Here is a 15,851-nt window from a genome sequence, read left to right on the forward strand (position 1 = left end):
CTCATGCCGCGCAAATTAGTCCACGAAGTGCCAAAGCGTCGGCAAGTGAACGATGACCAGTAAAGTGATGAGCGTTAAGGCCAGCTAGCCCGGCGCCTGCAATATTGTCCGGAAGGTCGTCGACGAAAAGCGTTTCGTGCGGCAAAGCACGAAGCTTCTCGAGACATCGATGGAATACCTCGACGTCCGGCTTTGCGGCCGAGAACGATGCAGATGCGTACACATGATTGCCAAATACGCTGGCGATTTCCGGGCAAAGGTACTCGATGTTTGACGACACGATCTCCGGATTATTTGTCAATACGGCGATCTGACAACGATTCGCTGCTTCCTTCGCCAACTTCAAGACCTCGTAATTGGGCGACATCGCTGCCTTGCGGGCGCTCAACCAGTCGTTCTCCGAGATCTCGCACCCAAGCAGTTTTCCCGTCGCAATCAGGTATTCCGCATCGGTCACCGCGCCAGCGTCGGCCTTTGCTTCGAGCCCGGAATCCCAGATCGCATTCGCAACCTCTCGCTCGGTTCGGCCGGAGAGCGCGGCCAACCTGCGGACCCGCAACGATCTATCGTAGTGACAGAGAACGTCGTCCATGTCGAACAACGCCAGGGAGATTGAATTCATTGGATCCTGGATATCAGGCGTTCAGGGCCTGCGGGACGTTCCCGTATCAGCAAGCTGTCGAACTTACACCAGCAGCCCCCTCGTTGGCAATGGCGTCTGCACCTGTCGCGACATGTTGCACAGTCCTGCACGGCGGAAACCCGGTGCTTCTTAGCGGATCGTCAATTCAAAGAATTCGCCGGACGGCCGCTTAGTGCCGCGAAGCCGTCACACGAGCCACATCGCGGGCAATAGCGGCAATGGGTCGTTCAGCGACCACTGGAAGTATAGGGCCACCTCACAACGCTAAACATTTGTCCACTGCAAATTTGAATTGACAATCTTTAAATATAGTCAGTTGTTCGCGCAACGAAAGTTATGATTAAATTAGCACGATCGTTAGTCTGGCTGTTCACTCCATTTAACATGCGTGCACCGGACGATAAAAGAAGTTAAAAACTTAAATCCCATCTTAAACGGCGGTATTGACTGGCCACGAATGCGTTCAACCAGTCGCGCATGCCCGGCACCGCCAAAGTGGCCTGATCCGCGAACCAGATGTTGGCCGCCACCCTTGCTGCGACGGGCCTGAACAGCAAAGCGCTCGAAAATCCCCCAATCAATAATTCATTGCGCATGCACTGTTGTGCAGCCGCCGCAAGCTCATTTTTCGCTTAAAAATTACCAATTCCTCTTATATCTTTCGTGCCGAAAGTATTAAGACAATTAACGTAAGTAATCGTGCACGAGGTTGCGAATTGGAGTTTCTGGAGATGCGAAATGGCGTCAATGCGGCCGCATCGAGAAATGGAGTGAAACAATATCCGCCGGTGGAAACTGGCTGGGGCATCAAGCGAGGTGAGCTTTTCCTCCTCTCGCGCAGCCGAATCTCCATCGCGATCATGCTGGACGTTGCAGGGAGCTTCGCATTGGGCAGCGGCTCAGTTCGAGCGAACGGCGGTAACAGCGCCACTGTCCTGGGCGTTGGACTGGGTGGTACAGGCGGCACGGACGGCAGTCCATCGAGCGCCACGGGTCAGGACGGCGCCGCGGGTGGCGCGCGGGGCGTCTATGGAACGGGCGTCGTTCTCGGCACAGCGGGTGCTGCCGGCACCGTGGGGATGGTCGTCACTACACAAACGAGTATCTCGACAACCGTCAGTGGCGGTACGGGACAGGCTGGTCAAGCCGCTGTCGCGAACGTGAACAGCGACGGCGGCAATGGCGGCGGCGGCGCTGGCGTGCAGGCCACGGCCGACGTGACGGTGACCGGCACGGGCACGGGCACGGTCACGGGCGACGGCATTCTGCGCGTCCAGGTCAACGGCACGTCGGCGGCGAACAGCTTCCGCCTGGCGGCGCCCGTTCAGGCCGGTGCCTGTCAATACCTGCTGTACCAGGGCGGCGCGACCGACGCGAACGGCTGGTACCTGCGCTCGCAGTTCGCGACGGCCCAGGCGGCATCGTCGAACCCCGGCGACCCGGCCGCGGCACCGGCCACGACAGGTCCGGTTGCGTACCGTCCCGCAGTGGTCGGTTATTCCGTCACGCCGCTGCTCAACGCGGACTATGGCTTCAGCATTCTCGACCGCCTGCAGGAGCGCGTTGGAGACGTGGCAAGCGTCGATTCGGCGGAACCTGCACACGGCAACGGTGTGTGAGGCCGCATTGGCGGACAGCATCTCGACGCCGACGCAGGCGAGCGATTCTCCACCGACGAGCGTACGTTCTTCGCGCAGTTCGGCAGAGACTGGACGCTCTCGCGCCACGCCAGTGGCGCCAGCACGCACGCCGGCGCAACGATCACGATCGGTTCCACGTCCGCGAGTTTCGCCGACAGCGCGCGAAGCGTGATGGGGACGTCCGGTTCAACGGGCAGCGTGGAAACGCAGGCCCAATCGTTTGGCGGCTACTGGACGAAGTATTTGCGGGACGGCACTTATTTCGACGGTGTGGGTCAACTCACGCACTATCACAACCGGTACGGCGACATTTACGGCGGCAGCGCTAGCCAGAACGGCTTCGGCGCAGGCGCTTCCGGTGAAGTGGGCAAGCCGTTCGCGCTCGGCTCGAGTGGCGTGGCGATCGAGCCGCAGGCTCAACTGCTCTATCAATATCTGCACCTCAATGGCTTCGACCGACGGCATCGCGCCTGTTGGCTCGACACGACGAACGCGTTGCGAGGCCGCCTCGGCTTGCGGTTGTTCAAGGCCAATTTGAGCAATGACTCGAAGACGTCGAGCGTGACGCCCTACTTCACCGCCGACGTGCTGCACGACTTCTTCTCGCCGGGGCAGACCACGGTCGGCGGTACGCCTTTTGACAACGCAATGCAAAAGACCTGGTATGCCGTTGGCTTTGGCATCATGGGCGGATTCGGCAAGCACTCGCAGGTGTACGCGAACGTGAAATACGGACACAGCCTGGGTGGCGACTATCGCCACAACGTGTTCGGGCAGGCAGGTTACCGGTTCAACTGGTAATGCGTTTGTCCGCGGCGACTTCGCCGTGACAGTCGGCCGTCGTTGCGGGTCGCGACGACGGATCTCGAGCACACGTCTCGTGCTGTACAAAGGCTCGCAACGAACTTTAAACAGCGAGCACAAAAATTACCAATTGTTTCAATGTCGCAAGATAACTTGCAACCCGTCGAGCGTATGCTTCGCGCACCAGGGACAAAACAAAAGGTGCTCGATATGAACGGCATGCATAAAACACTAATGGCCGCTGTTTTCGGGGCGGCCGCTCTCACGGCTTGCGGCGGTGGAGGCGGCAGCAGCAGTAGCAGTAGCGGCGGCAACCCGACCGGCACCGTGAACGTCCAGATGACCGACGCCCCATCGTGCGGCTTCGACCACGTCTACGTAACGGTGAGCCAGGTCGGCATTAACGCAAGCTCGAGCGCCGGCGACAACGACAGCGGATGGACCAACATCACGCTCGCTGCCCCGCAGAAAATCGATCTACTTTCGCTGACGAACGGCACGATGGCGACGCTCGGTCAAGCAACCCTGACCGCGGGCCAATATCAGCAGGTACGGCTTGTCCTTGCCCAGAACCAGGGGAACACGGTGGCCAATTCGGTCGTGGTGTCGGGAACGACCAACGAACAGCCACTGGCGACGCCAAGCGCAACCCAAAGCGGCCTCAAGATCATTCGCCCCTTCGACGTGGCCGCGAACTCGACCGTCGATCTCGTGCTCGACTTCAACGCCTGCAAGTCAGTCGTTCAGAAGGGCAACGGCTCGTATGCGTTGAAGCCGGTGATTACCGCCACGCCGACGACCGTCACAGGCTTGATTGATGGCTACGTCGCAGCGGCCGAAGCTGGCGCTACGGTGTATGCCGAGCAGAACGGCAAGGTGGTGAGCGGCACGGTGGCGGACAGCACAGGCCACTTCGTGTTTTCGACGCTGGTCCAGAGTTCGACCAACGGCAACTACGATATCGTGATCGTGCAACCCAACGAGACAACGGGGATCATTTCGTCAGTGCCTGTCATCGTAGGCGCTACGACCCACGTGTCAACGGCAGGCCAACCCATTGCGCTTCCCGCCTCGGCGATGAATACCGTGAGCGGCACCGTCACGGTGTCGGCGGATGCCAGTGTGCGTGCGATTCAGACCACATCAGCGGGCGTCTACGAAATCGCAGCGGCGAATGCCAACCTGGACACGGGCGTCTATACAACGAGCCTGCCCGTTGCGGCGCCGATGGCCGGCGCCTATAACGGAACACTGCCCGTTAGCCTGACCGCGGTGACCTCAGCGGCGGGCCAGTACACAATCGAAGCGGATGCGGCTTCCGGCACCACGCAATCGACGGCCGTCAACGTGACGAGCGGCAGTCAGACCAGCGTGAATTTCACTTTCTGATAACGGCAGGAATAACGAAGGGGCGAATCGCCTCTTCTCTTCGGGGGACGGTCATGAAAAGAATCATCATCGCTTTGGCGATTGCTTCCGGCACACTGGCCGGGTGTGCCGTGTACGTGCCGGGCGAACCCGCCGTGGCCCCGCCGCCGCAAGGCGGTCCTGGCAACGGGTTCTGTCCGCCCGGACAGGCCAAGAAAGGAAACTGCTGAGACGATTCGCTTGTATGCGGGAAAGGTGCCGAGGGCCATGTCTGAGGCGAGACCGAACCCGCCTACTACGAGTCAGCGGCGGTATGGGCTCATGATTTGCCGCCTGGACGGCGAATTCGCGAACGTCCCAGATGGCTCGATTTCCTGCGACCGCGTGGGGTAGTGGTCGGCCAGTTTCCGCCGCTCAAGCAAGCCAGGCAGTGATTGCTCGAACGGCTGATCCACTACGAAACCCGCCCGATACGTGACGCTCATATCGGCCTTTGCTTGCGGCGGGCTGGATTCTACGTCAGCAATGTGGCAGGTTGCTGACGCTGGCGGCACCGAGCAGCCAGATGGCAGCTTCTCGCATCAGCGGTTCAAACGCCGCAACTGGGGTCCAGGGAATGCACCAGCCTGCAGTCAGAGATTCGGCTTGACAGGGCAATCACAGCGGCAGTCTGTCAATTGCGCCCACAGAATCCGCCGCAGACATCATTTATGGAACTGAAGTGAGGCGCCGCCGCACGATGAAGTTATCGGAGCGAAGGCCACGAAAATCGCCACACCAGTAACAAAAAGCCAGAAGATCGCATTAACTAAAGTTCGCGGGCGAGTCACGTTAGCAATCAGACCAGTCCTCCCACGCGGATTAAGATACGTTTCCCAACCCGCCGGCCCGCGCCCCCTTAGCGCATGCAAGGTGAATTCGGCTTCCAGCGCTCTCAGATAGCTGGCAATTTGCTTTGTCCCGTAAGATGCGGCCAGGGACCGAGTTGCTCCTCCGACTACGATCAGTAGAGGGACCCAATTTCCGTGTTGTACCGAGCAGCCATCTTTCCAGAACCATGCCAGGAAAGCGGCCATTCCAACGACAACATATAGTGTGATCTTCCGGCTATATTCAAGCTGGTTCTGAATTTCATCCCTTAGCGCGTCGACCTCTCTAAAATGAAAATCCGTTGCGCGTTCGAATTCGCCGTCGGACATTGACTATTCCTCGCCATTCAAACCAGGTCGTTGCTAAGACATGCTTGCCAAATAAGCGAAGCTCATAAATTCTGCCGTCGGCTACTTAATTCTGGATCAGATTGACAAAGCGCGACCCAACGTATCGCGAACGAAGCGACTTCACGTGTGCGGCAGCGAACACTGCCCTCAATTCCTGGCTCACGAATCGTTTGACTGCTCGACTCCAGTACCCTCCCTTGCAACCGCAATAGGTCAACCGTCCGCAACGGGTCGACAAGACCCATTCGCTTTCCCCCAAAAGGCGACGCTCGTCTGAACGGCACACCGTCTCCTTCATGAATCCGGGTTCGAGCCTACGCCGTGCGGGGAAGCAGTCACGTGTCTCCAGATATGGCGACGCGCAGTAACGAGCCCGGCACCTTGCCCCAGACCATCGAATGAACGCGTGCACATCAAAAGTGTGTGCGGTAGCGTACAGACACGATGTAACCCCGGCACCCCGGCAACCGTATAAGGCGTTATAACCATCCCAAGGACTTTCCATTTTGCAAAGATCGCTGCGCGCAATGCAGGGACCTCATTCGATAACAGATATCGTTAGGAAACCTTGACGAATGCGTTGGCGCAATTCTACTTTGGATGAGCATCCCGCGACTTTAAAAATTCAAACGCTCTCCCGTTGAACGCTCGAGAAGCCGGCGGCCCAGTTTTCCCACCCTTACGTCGAACGCCCATTGCTTCCCACCTGTTTGACCAAGTCGGTTGACAGCCGGCAGAAAGCCTCTGGCGCGGAAATCCACATCAATGTCTCCCATTTAGGAGAGTGACATGGCATGCATCGAGTCCGATTACTTCGTGACAGGAACGGGCGCTACCGCCATGGCATTCGTCGACACGCTGCTCACCGAGTCGCCCGATGCGCGAGTCGTGATGGTGGATCGCCACCACCGTCCCGGCGGCCATTGGAATGACACTTATTCGTACGTGCGGCTGCACCAGCCGTCTGCCTGGTATGGCGTGGCCTCGCGTGAACTGAGCGACTGGTCGCATGAAGCGACGGGCTTTAACGAAGGGATGCTTGGGCTTTCCTCGGGAGCCGAGGTGCTCGCGCATTTTGAGCAGGTAATGAAACAGCGCTTCATTCCCTCTGGCCGCGTGCAGTGGTTCCCGAAATGCGATCACTTCGCGAGCGAAGGCCGCACGCACCGCTTCCGCTCGCTGCTGACCGGCGCCGAGCACGAGGTGCGTGCGCGGCGCAAATGGGTGAATGCCACGCATGCGAAAACCGAGGTACCGTCCACTCACCCGCCAAAATACACCTTGGCCGCGGGTGTGCAGTGCATTGCCTGCAACGAATTGCCGAGGGTTACGCGGCCGTACTCGTGCTATACCGTCGTCGGCTCCGGCAAGACCGGCATGGATGCGTGCATCTGGCTGGTCGAGAACGGTGTGCCGCACGAACGCATCCGCTGGATCATGCCGCGCGACGCATGGGTGATGGATCGTGCCAACATGCAGCCCGGCCCGACCGGCTGGCGGCGTTATTTCGAGAACAGCGTGGTGCAGTTCGATGCGATCCGCGACGCACGCGACGTCCCCGACCTGTTCCGGCGACTCGAAGCGGGCGGCGCGCTCATGCGGATCGACCCGGCCATCGAACCCACGACCTACCGCTGCGCACTCGTTTCGCGAGGCGAGATGGCCCAGTTGCGCAAGGTTGGTGAAATCGTTCGGCTGGGCCGTGTGCGCGCAATCGAGCCGTCGCGCATCGTGCTGGAGAAAGGCGAACTCAGCGCCGATCCTGACACGCTGTACATCGACTGCACTGCCTGCGCGATCCAGCCATTGCCGGGCGTACCGGTGTTCCAGGAAGAAGCCATCAACCTCCTGATGGTCCGTTGGTGCCAGCCGCTCTTCTCAGGCAGCGTGATCGCCTGGGTCGAGGCGCACATGGAAAATCTGCAGGAACAGAACGCGATGTGCATGCCCGTGCCCGTGCCCGAACTGCCGATCGATTACCTACGGATGTGGCTGCCGACTCTCGCCAATGCCGCGCACTGGCAGCAGAACCCCGACCTGAGCGCCTGGCTCAGACAGTGTCGCCTCAACGGGCAGGTTGTGATTCTCAAAGGTGTGGAGTTAGACGCTGCCGTGCAGGACCTTCTCAAGACCGTCGGGGCCAAAGCTTCGGATGCGGCGCAGTGCATTGCGCAATTGCTGGCAACAGCGGAGGCAGCGTGAGCGGCCCCCGCGAGCTGCAACTCGAAACGCTACAGGTCGGTGCCATCCGCATGCGTGTCGCGCTGCAGGGCGCTGGGCCACTCGTGGTGTTTTGCCACGGATTTCCGGAGTCGTGGGTATCGTGGCGCGCGCAGATGGCTGCGGTCGCGGACGCTGGCTATCGCGCCGCGGCGCCGGACATGCGCGGCTACGGCGGCACCGACGCGCCGGCGGACCCCGCACAGTACACGATGCTGCACCACGCAGGCGACATGGTGGAACTGGTCTGCGTCCTTGGTGCCGATACGGCGGTGATCGTCGGCCACGACTGGGGAGCGCCTGCAGCCTGGAACAGTGCGTTGCTACGGCCCGATGTCTTCCGTGCCGTCGTCGGCCTGAGCGTACCGTATGTCCCGCCCGCGAAAATCGACCTGCTGACGGCACTCGAACGGCAGGATGTGACGACCTTCTACATGCAGTACTTCCAGCAAGAGGGTGTGGCCGAGGAGGAGCTTCAAGCCGATGTCGAAGCGACCCTACGCCGCGTCACGTTCAGCATGTCGGGCGACGGCCCGGGCCGCATGGTCGCAGGCATCCTCGCGCCGGGCGCCGGCCTCCTCGAGAACACCGTGGACCCCGACGTCTTGCCGGACTGGCTTCTTCAGGACGACCTCGACTATGTCGTCGGGGAGTTCCGGCGCACCGGCTTCCGTGGCGGATTGAACTGGTACCGCGCGATCCGCAGGAGCGCGGAATTGCTCGCCCCCTGGTATGGTTGCCCTATTCGTCAGCCTTCGCTCTTCATTGGCGGCTCGCGGGACGACGTACTCAAGTTTCCCGGCATGCAGCAGCGCGTCGCCGCGTTGCCGCAAGTGCTGCCGGGTTTGCGCGGCGCTCACGTGCTGGAAGGCGCAGGCCACTGGCTGCAGCGCGAGCGCGCCGAGGAAGTGAACCGGTTGCTGCTCTCCTTCCTGAGCGAACTCGACGGATGACCTGCACAATCGCGCGACATGGAAGCGCCAGCGCCGACAAGCGACTTCTGTCAGCGCATCCGCAAAACCACGCTTGACGCTATTGCCCGGGGGCTTGCGGCGGGTCACATAGCCGGGCCACGCATCGCCAGAACTCGTGCTCGTGCGGTGCGTTGTCGAAGAAGCCTGGCGTTGCCTGCCACAAGGAGGCGCTTTGAATTCGCCCTTCCGGAGTTTTGCAGTCGTTGGCTGCTTGCTCAACCGATTTTGCTGCGCCATCAAGACAGCGCGCATCACCCTGTAAGCACATTGCTGCGGCCTCTTTTTCGCAGGCAGCAAAAGCACAACCCACAGTGAGATACAGTGCGGCTGCCATTATTTGCGCCGCAATTTTAATCGGGAAATGCGTAAAAGGACGCGGGTCTGGAATAGCCCACTGCTGCGTGGTCTGGACGTTCACGGTAGCCTCCCTCGGCGTATTCGCCATTCACTGCATTAACAACGATGGGGAGAAAAGACCTGAGTAGTCCGGCGATGGCCTGACCGTTGAGCATGCATCGGACAGGATTATTATTTGTTATCCTAAGTGGTTTTGGTATTCTAGTTCGCCGCGTTTACGTATCAATTAAACTGAAATTTACGGATAGCGGCAAAGACGCTGACCGTAGGCTTTCCGCGCCGCCGGAATCGTTGAGTATTGGATCGCGAGCTTGGCGTGCCGCCCTCCTCACCCCTCATAGGGCGAGCGCCTTGAACCCGGCGAACTACAATGGCGCGCCTTTACGCCCATGCAGTCCCGGCAGCTTGCGCCGCACGAGCAGCGCATTGGCACCCCACTGCAGCGCACCGCACAGCAGCAGATAAACGAGCCCGACGAACAGGAAGATCTGCGCCGGATACACCAGCAGCCGGTTATTGAGCTGATTGGCGAGGAACGTGAATTCCGGCACGCCGACGATATAGGCGAGCGACGTATCCTTGATCAACGCGACCCACTGATTGACGAACGACGGCATCATCACGCGCACCGCTTGCGGCAGGATGACTTCGCGTAATGCCTGCCAGCGCGTCAAGCCAAGCGAAAGCGCGGCCTGCCGCTGCCCTTCGCTGATCGACGTGATGCCCGCATAAACCGAATGCGACAGATACGCGCCGCCAATCAGCGCCAGCGCACACACGACAGTCGCGAGGCCTGGAACGTCGACGTGCAGCAGGATCGGCATCAGAAAGAAAGTCCAGAAAATCAGCATGAGCACAGGTATCGCGCGAAAGAACGCGACGCCGGCGGTCAGTGCGAGACGCACGGCGCCTCGCGTCATGGCGAGCGCAACGCCAAGCACGAGTCCGATCAACGCCGCGAGCAGCGCGGATATCACGGAGAGCGCGATCGTCAGCGCAATGCCGCCCAGCGGTCCAGCCGGAAACGCGCCGAGCATCAGGTAGCGCAACGCGGGCAACCACTCGAACCCGTTCACGCGCGACCTCGCTGCAAACCGCGCAGACCGGCGCGTTGCCACAACACCAGCGCGACCTCGATCACCGCGATAGCCAGCACGTAGAACACAGTGGCGGTGCCGAATGCCTGAAACGTCCTGAAGCTTTCCGTATCGACCTGGCGCGACATGTACGACAGTTCGCCAACGCCAATCGCCATCGTCAGCGACGAGTTTTTTATCACGTTCATGTATTGGCCGGCGAGCGGCGGCGTCGCAATGCGCAACGCCTGAGGGAGGATCACATAGCGCAGGGTCGCGTAACGGCTCATGCCGAGCGCCGCAGCGGCATGCCACTGTGCGGGGTTCACGCCGCGCATGCCGGCCAGGAACTCTTCGCCGATGAACGCCGTGGTGTAGCAGGTCAGTCCGACCCAGCCCGCGAACAGTTCGAAACTCGGCCAGCGCAGCGTGAGCGGCCCGAACGTTGCCAGGTGCGGCGTGTTGAGCCAGTCCATCAATCCGGACGGCAACACAGCCGCGGCGCCGAAATACCAGAACAGCAGTTGAACGAGCAGCGGCGAATTGCGGAAGACGAACACGTAGAGCGCCGCCACCCGCGCAATTGCACGGGTATGGGCGCTGCGCGCGACCGCCAGCAAAAAGCCCAGCGGCGTCGCGAACAACGCCGCGCAGGCGGAGAGCATCAACGTAACGAAGAAACCCTGTTCGAGCCACGCAAGATACTTCGGTTCAAGCCAGTTATGCATGAATCAACCGCGGCGTTCAACTGTTCTTTTGCGGATCGCCGATCTTGAAGAGACGGGGCAGCGGCGCCGCACTCTTCGGGCCGAACCACTTATCATAAATCTGCGCGGCTTCGCCGTCGGTTTCCAGGTGCGTCAGCGTGCTGTTCACCGCATCGAGCAAACGCGTTTCGCCTTTGGGCACGCCAACGCCTTCGTAGTCGTTCGAGATCGTGAACGGGGAAATCTCGTAGTTCGCCTTGTCCGGCGCGCGTGCAAGCAGCGCGACGAGTTTCGGACCATCCTGCGTAATGGCCTGCACGTTGCCCGTGCGCAGCGCGGCGAAAGCGAAAGGCGTGTCGTCGTAGGCCACGATCGTCGCGCTCGGGAATTTCGCGCGCACCTGCTGTTCGTTGGTCGTGCCTTTGTCTGCGCCAATGCGCAGGCCATTGATCTGTTCCGCAGACGTCAGCACGCCCTTCTTCGCAATGAACTGGGTGCCGGAAGCGAAATACGGCGTGCTGAAATCCACTTCCTTCTTGCGGTCGTCGGTAATCGTAAAGTTGGCGAAGACCAGATCGACCTTACCCGACTTCAGAAACGCAATGCGATTGGCGGGGTTGGTGGGTTGGATTTCGAGCTTCACGCCAAGGCTTTTGGCCACGGCGCGCGCGTAGTCCACGTCGAGCCCGACGATCTGATTGTCTTTCTGATCGACGAAACCGAACGGCGGATTGCTGTCGAATGCAGCCACGCGCAATACGCCCGCGCGCTTGATATCGTCCAGACGATCCGCATGCGCGGCGGTCGATGCCACGACCAGAAGTGCCGTCAACAGTGCGCCTGGCACTGCGCCCCAGATGCTGCTTTTCATTATTGAGTTTCCTTCTTCTTTTGTTGCCCTTGCGCTGCCACTGAATATTCGCGCTGGCGAAGTACGCAGGCTATCGGTATGACGCGCACGAAGGAACCAAGCATTTCTCAGATCGAAAGCGCTACTGGCGATATGGACCGCTGGGACAGTGCTGCATTCGTGGGGGGCGCCACGTTATAAGCACAGGGATATAGCGACGTTGCGACCCGATTCTTTCTACAGGAAGCGCAAGTAATGTTGACGCACGCCTCGTCACACATGTGACTTGCGTCGCAACTCTTGCCGGGTTAATTGCCACGATCCGGTAATGTCGACTATCGCCCATGTCGTCGGGGCGCATTTCTTTCGCGCGAGAGAATTAAATGTGAATACGTTGCGAAGTGCTTACAAATTCAAGGACTTATCTCCCTTGACCCGGGCACAGGGGCTGCTTACGCTCGACGAGGGACTTTGCTCTCAGGTTCTTCATCAATGAGCCACTTGGTCAGGCCGCGCAGTCAGATTCAGACTCCAGCCATGCTCGCAGCAAAGCCCGGTTTTTCCGCATTTTGGGGGACTTTTATGTCTTACCGCCGCTGGACCTCTCCTGCCGAGACGGCAGAATGGATCATTCTCGTCGGCGCAGCGTTCGCCGTGCTGGGCGGGTGGATCCCCTGGATGGGCCACGCGCCTTACTACTTCGTTGCCGGCGTTGCATTGATCGGCGCCGGCATCCTCATGCTTTGGAACCGCTCCGCGGGACTCTGGTGGTATTTCGCCATGTTCGCCGCTGCCGTAGTCTGGTCGATCTTCAAGGTTGGGCTGGATGGCTGGAGTCTTCTGCCGCGGCTCCTTGTGCTCGCCCTGATCGGCATCGGGATAAGCCTCGTCATTATCACCAGCACTTCGACAGTTGGCCGGCCGCTACGCGTAGCGGCCATCATCACGGCGGTGATCTACGCCCTCGCCATTGCCAGCATGCTCTGGTCCGCCATCGCCTGAGCGCGACCGCGCGCTTCCCGTTTGCCCTGGCCTTCACGTTGCCCAGGCCTTCACATACGCAGGCGCCTCACGCTCCGGTGCTGCCGTGTCGGCCTCGGGCGGCAACGGTGCGAGCGTGAGCGGCAGCACGCCTGCCCAGACGGGCCGGTCCATGTCCTCCTCGTCGTCTTTCGGGCCGCCCGTGCGGATCTTCGTCACGGACTCCGCGAGCGCAATGCGCATGACCGTGGTCGCCGCCAGCTCCTTGCTATTGCCCGCCCGCACTTCATGCCTGCGCCCCGGCGCAATGTGCCCCATGAAGGCATCGAGCACGGCAGCCTTGTGCTCATGGGCCACCACCTCGAACACGCCGTAGATCACCGCGGAACGATAGTTCATCGAATGATTGAACGCCGAGCGCGCGAGCACGAGCCCATCCAGATGCGTAACGGTCACGCAAACCTGGGCGCCTTCGGCTGCGAGGCGCAACATGCGGCTGCCGTTCGAACCGTGAATGTAGAGATGATCGCCCTCGCGCCAGCATGCGGTGGGAATGCAATGCACGCCGTGCTCGTCGGCGAACGCCACGTGGCAGACGTAGGCTTCGTCAAGAATCGCGTGCAACGTTGCCGCGTCGTAGTGCGCGCGTTGCGCGACCCGGCGCACGCGCGTGCGTTGCGAAGGTGCCGCGCTGGTGTCGGCGGCGGATTCGTTGACGGCATCGGCGAGGGACATCGTTGTGCTTCCTCTACGGTTGGGGTTGAGATGCCGTCTACGATAGACAAGCTGTGGCCCCATGGGTAGATCCAGACTTCCATTGCGTAATGGAGCCACAAGCGGGCCGAACTTTCTCTGTTAGTAGGTAATACACCATAAACCGTTAGATTCCTACCTTAATTGCCCGTAAAGGCCCGTGTTGAAATTTGTCAGGAAAAAGCTGCAACTTCGAAAAATCTCCTGTACAATCCGGCCTCCTTGATTCCCCGATAGCTCAGTCGGTAGAGCGCCGGACTGTTAATCCGTAGGTCCCTGGTTCGAGCCCAGGTCGGGGAGCCACACATGCGGGAGTAGCTCAGTTGGTAGAGCGCAACCTTGCCAAGGTTGAGGTCGCGAGTTCGAGACTCGTCTCCCGCTCCAGCACCCAGGCGGGCCATCCGCCTGCGATCAAGGCAGCAAGTCGGCGCACTTGTCCTTGCCTTACGGTAGTGAAAACCGCAAGCACGTCCCCTGCCCAATCTGCGAAGTCGCTTCGATCTGTCCGCCATGCCGGATGCGGTCGCCTTCAATGAGCCACGCCTGTGTCGCGAAGTTGCCGATAACAACGTCGCGCGCTAGACATCCCCGCCTTTCGCACCATTGCCGATAGTTGCCAGCGCAACGACATTGAGCGTTCCCTGTTCGCGCAGACGCAGCCCGACGCGCTCGGCGCAGGCGTTTTGAAACGCAACGTCCCGCCACTTTTCCACTCCATCAACCTGCACTGCGCCGTCGCGCAACAATGCGCGCTCGCTCGATGCGCTTCTCTGCTTTTTGTACACAACACAAAGCGTCAACTCCGCCTGTCCCGCGGCGGGAATAGCGCGAATCGCTCAGGTGTTTTGATGGCCTGGGACGTTATCGGAGCCGAGGTCGGTTCATTGCTCGCCCATTGCGCCCGCGCGCACCGAACGTGCCCTCCATCAACCCAACCTGGCCTCGCCGATGAATTCCCTAAATTCGCCTCAAATTCCCTTTGTGCCGCACCGCCCGCTGGCGGGTAGCGATCACCGCACGCTCACATTAGCCGCGCTTGGCGGCGCACTCGAGTTCTATGATTTCGTCATCTACGTATTTTTCGCCGCCGCCATCGGCCAATTGTTCTTTCCCCCCGCGATTCCCGACTGGCTGCGCCAGCTGCAGACGTTCGGCATTTTCGCGGCAGGCTACCTCGCGCGGCCGCTCGGCGGCGTGATCCTCGCGCATTTCGGCGACCTGGTCGGGCGCAAGCGCATGTTCACGCTGAGCGTGATGTTGATGGCGCTGCCCACGCTCCTCATGGGGCTGCTGCCGACCTACGATGCCATCGGCATTGCCGCGCCTGTCCTGCTGTTGTTGTGCCGCGTGCTGCAAGGCGCCGCCGTGGGCGGCGAGGTGCCGGGCGCATGGGTCTTCGTTTCCGAGCACGTGCCGCCGCGCTATATCGGCTATGCGTGCGGCCTGCTCACCGGTGGCCTGACGCTCGGCATCCTGCTCGGCTCGTTGCTCGCCTCAGGCATCAATCAACATTATTCGCAGGCGGAAATCGCCGCCTACGCATGGCGTATTCCCTTCGTGACTGGCGGCCTGTTTGGCATTCTCGCGGCCTTCTTGCGGCGCTGGCTCAACGAAACGCCGGTATTCGTCGAAATGAAGGCACGCCGCTCGCTCGCCACCGAAGTGCCGCTCAAGACCGTGCTGCGCAAGCACGGCCGCGCTGTAGTCGTCTCGATGCTGCTCACGTGGACGCTCACCGCCGCGATCGTCGTCGTGATCCTGATGACACCCACGCTCGTGGCGAGGCGCTTTCATATCGACGCCGCCACCGCGCTACAGGCGAATTCGGCGGCAACGTTCTGCCTGACTATCGGCTGCATGGTGGCGGGATCGATTGCGGGCCGCATCGGCACGCGGCGCACGATCTTCGTTGGATGCCTGCTGCTCGGCGCATCGTACTTCGCGATGCTCCGGCATCTTGCCGTCGATCCGGGCGCGCTGCTGCCGCTCTATGCCGTAGCAGGTTTTTTTGTCGGCGCGGTTGCGGCAATTCCTGTGGCAATGGTCAACGCCTTTCCGCCCGCCGTGCGCTTTTCCGGCATCTCGTTCTCGTACAACGTGGCCTACGCGGTATTTGGCGGCCTCACGCCCGTTCTGGTTTCGCTGATGCTGAAGTGGAACCCGTCCGCCCCCGAGCTCTATGTGGCCGCGCTGTGCGTCATCGGCGCGTTGACGAGTCTTGCGCTGCCTCGCGCGTCCGGCGCCACGGCAAAATAACT

The 15,851-nt window shown here is 60.7% G+C and carries 13 protein-coding genes, 2 tRNA genes and 1 pseudogene; 8 read left to right on the plus strand and 8 right to left on the minus strand.

Annotated elements, in window-relative coordinates:
* Window position 1 precedes the first annotated feature (1 nt).
* Entirely contained in the window at window positions 2-622 is a 621-nt protein-coding gene (locus tag U5A58_RS27255) for an HAD family phosphatase (protein ID WP_321963718.1), read from the minus strand.
* Window positions 623-1,722: 1,100 nt separating this feature from the next.
* On the opposite strand from U5A58_RS27255, the pseudogene U5A58_RS27260 reads away from it, so the two are divergent.
* Together U5A58_RS27260 and U5A58_RS27265 are read left to right on the plus strand one after the other, a co-directional pair.
* Window positions 1,723-3,084, plus strand: a pseudogene (locus tag U5A58_RS27260) (autotransporter outer membrane beta-barrel domain-containing protein).
* A 213-nt stretch (window positions 3,085-3,297) separates the two neighbouring features.
* Window positions 3,298-4,476, plus strand: coding sequence for a DUF4382 domain-containing protein (locus tag U5A58_RS27265; protein ID WP_321963755.1), 1,179 nt, complete (start codon window positions 3,298-3,300; stop codon window positions 4,474-4,476).
* Between the two features lie 683 nt (window positions 4,477-5,159).
* Here U5A58_RS27265 and U5A58_RS27270 read toward each other — a convergent pair.
* Window positions 5,160-5,654, minus strand: a complete 495-nt coding sequence (locus U5A58_RS27270; RefSeq protein WP_321963719.1) for a hypothetical protein — start codon at window positions 5,652-5,654, stop codon at window positions 5,160-5,162.
* A gap of 810 nt (window positions 5,655-6,464) precedes the next feature.
* Between U5A58_RS27270 and U5A58_RS27275 the strand changes: the two genes are divergently transcribed.
* Window positions 6,465-7,877, plus strand: a complete 1,413-nt coding sequence (locus tag U5A58_RS27275) for a hypothetical protein (RefSeq protein ID WP_321963720.1) — start codon at window positions 6,465-6,467, stop codon at window positions 7,875-7,877.
* The gene (locus tag U5A58_RS27280; protein WP_321963721.1) at window positions 7,874-8,848 is read left to right on the plus strand and encodes an alpha/beta hydrolase; all 975 of its coding nucleotides are present in this window, start codon (window positions 7,874-7,876) and stop codon (window positions 8,846-8,848) included. The genes U5A58_RS27275 and U5A58_RS27280 overlap by 4 nt, the downstream gene beginning before the upstream one ends.
* Before the next feature lie 79 nt (window positions 8,849-8,927).
* Here the strand turns inward: U5A58_RS27280 and U5A58_RS27285 are convergent, their stop codons facing one another.
* The 4 genes from U5A58_RS27285 to U5A58_RS27300 form a co-directional block, all read right to left on the minus strand.
* A complete protein-coding gene (locus tag U5A58_RS27285) occupies window positions 8,928-9,287 on the minus strand; it encodes a hypothetical protein (protein ID WP_321963722.1) in 360 nt (119 codons plus the stop codon).
* 304 nt (window positions 9,288-9,591) lie between these two features.
* Window positions 9,592-10,302 (minus strand): amino acid ABC transporter permease, encoded by a 711-nt coding sequence (locus tag U5A58_RS27290; protein ID WP_321963723.1) that lies wholly within the window; start codon window positions 10,300-10,302, stop codon window positions 9,592-9,594.
* Window positions 10,299-11,030, minus strand: coding sequence for an amino acid ABC transporter permease (locus tag U5A58_RS27295; RefSeq protein WP_321963724.1), 732 nt, complete (start codon window positions 11,028-11,030; stop codon window positions 10,299-10,301). The genes U5A58_RS27290 and U5A58_RS27295 overlap by 4 nt, the downstream gene beginning before the upstream one ends.
* 16 nt (window positions 11,031-11,046) lie before the next feature.
* Entirely contained in the window at window positions 11,047-11,880 is an 834-nt protein-coding gene (locus U5A58_RS27300) for an ABC transporter substrate-binding protein (RefSeq protein ID WP_321916197.1), read from the minus strand.
* A gap of 516 nt (window positions 11,881-12,396) precedes the next feature.
* On the opposite strand from U5A58_RS27300, the gene U5A58_RS27305 reads away from it, so the two are divergent.
* Window positions 12,397-12,861, plus strand: a complete 465-nt coding sequence (locus U5A58_RS27305; protein ID WP_321963725.1) for a hypothetical protein — start codon at window positions 12,397-12,399, stop codon at window positions 12,859-12,861.
* A gap of 33 nt (window positions 12,862-12,894) precedes the next feature.
* Here the strand turns inward: U5A58_RS27305 and U5A58_RS27310 are convergent, their stop codons facing one another.
* Entirely contained in the window at window positions 12,895-13,638 is a 744-nt protein-coding gene (locus tag U5A58_RS27310; RefSeq protein WP_415774298.1) for a pyridoxamine 5'-phosphate oxidase family protein, read from the minus strand.
* A gap of 182 nt (window positions 13,639-13,820) precedes the next feature.
* Between U5A58_RS27310 and U5A58_RS27315 the strand changes: the two genes are divergently transcribed.
* Window positions 13,821-13,896 (plus strand) — tRNA-Asn (locus U5A58_RS27315).
* 5 nt (window positions 13,897-13,901) lie between these two features.
* Window positions 13,902-13,977: transfer RNA gene (locus U5A58_RS27320), tRNA-Gly, on the plus strand.
* A 194-nt stretch (window positions 13,978-14,171) separates the two neighbouring features.
* Here the strand turns inward: U5A58_RS27320 and U5A58_RS27325 are convergent.
* A complete protein-coding gene (locus U5A58_RS27325) occupies window positions 14,172-14,378 on the minus strand; it encodes a hypothetical protein (protein ID WP_321963727.1) in 207 nt (68 codons plus the stop codon).
* 163 nt (window positions 14,379-14,541) lie between these two features.
* Between U5A58_RS27325 and U5A58_RS27330 the strand changes: the two genes are divergently transcribed.
* Window positions 14,542-15,849 carry an MFS transporter gene (locus tag U5A58_RS27330; RefSeq protein ID WP_321963728.1) on the plus strand — a complete coding sequence of 436 codons (1,308 nt, stop codon included), beginning with the start codon at window positions 14,542-14,544 and terminating at the stop codon, window positions 15,847-15,849.
* Window positions 15,850-15,851 lie beyond the last annotated feature (2 nt).

The sequence above is a fragment of the Paraburkholderia sp. J7 genome (assembly GCF_905220155.1).
GTDB lineage: Bacteria > Pseudomonadota > Gammaproteobacteria > Burkholderiales > Burkholderiaceae > Paraburkholderia.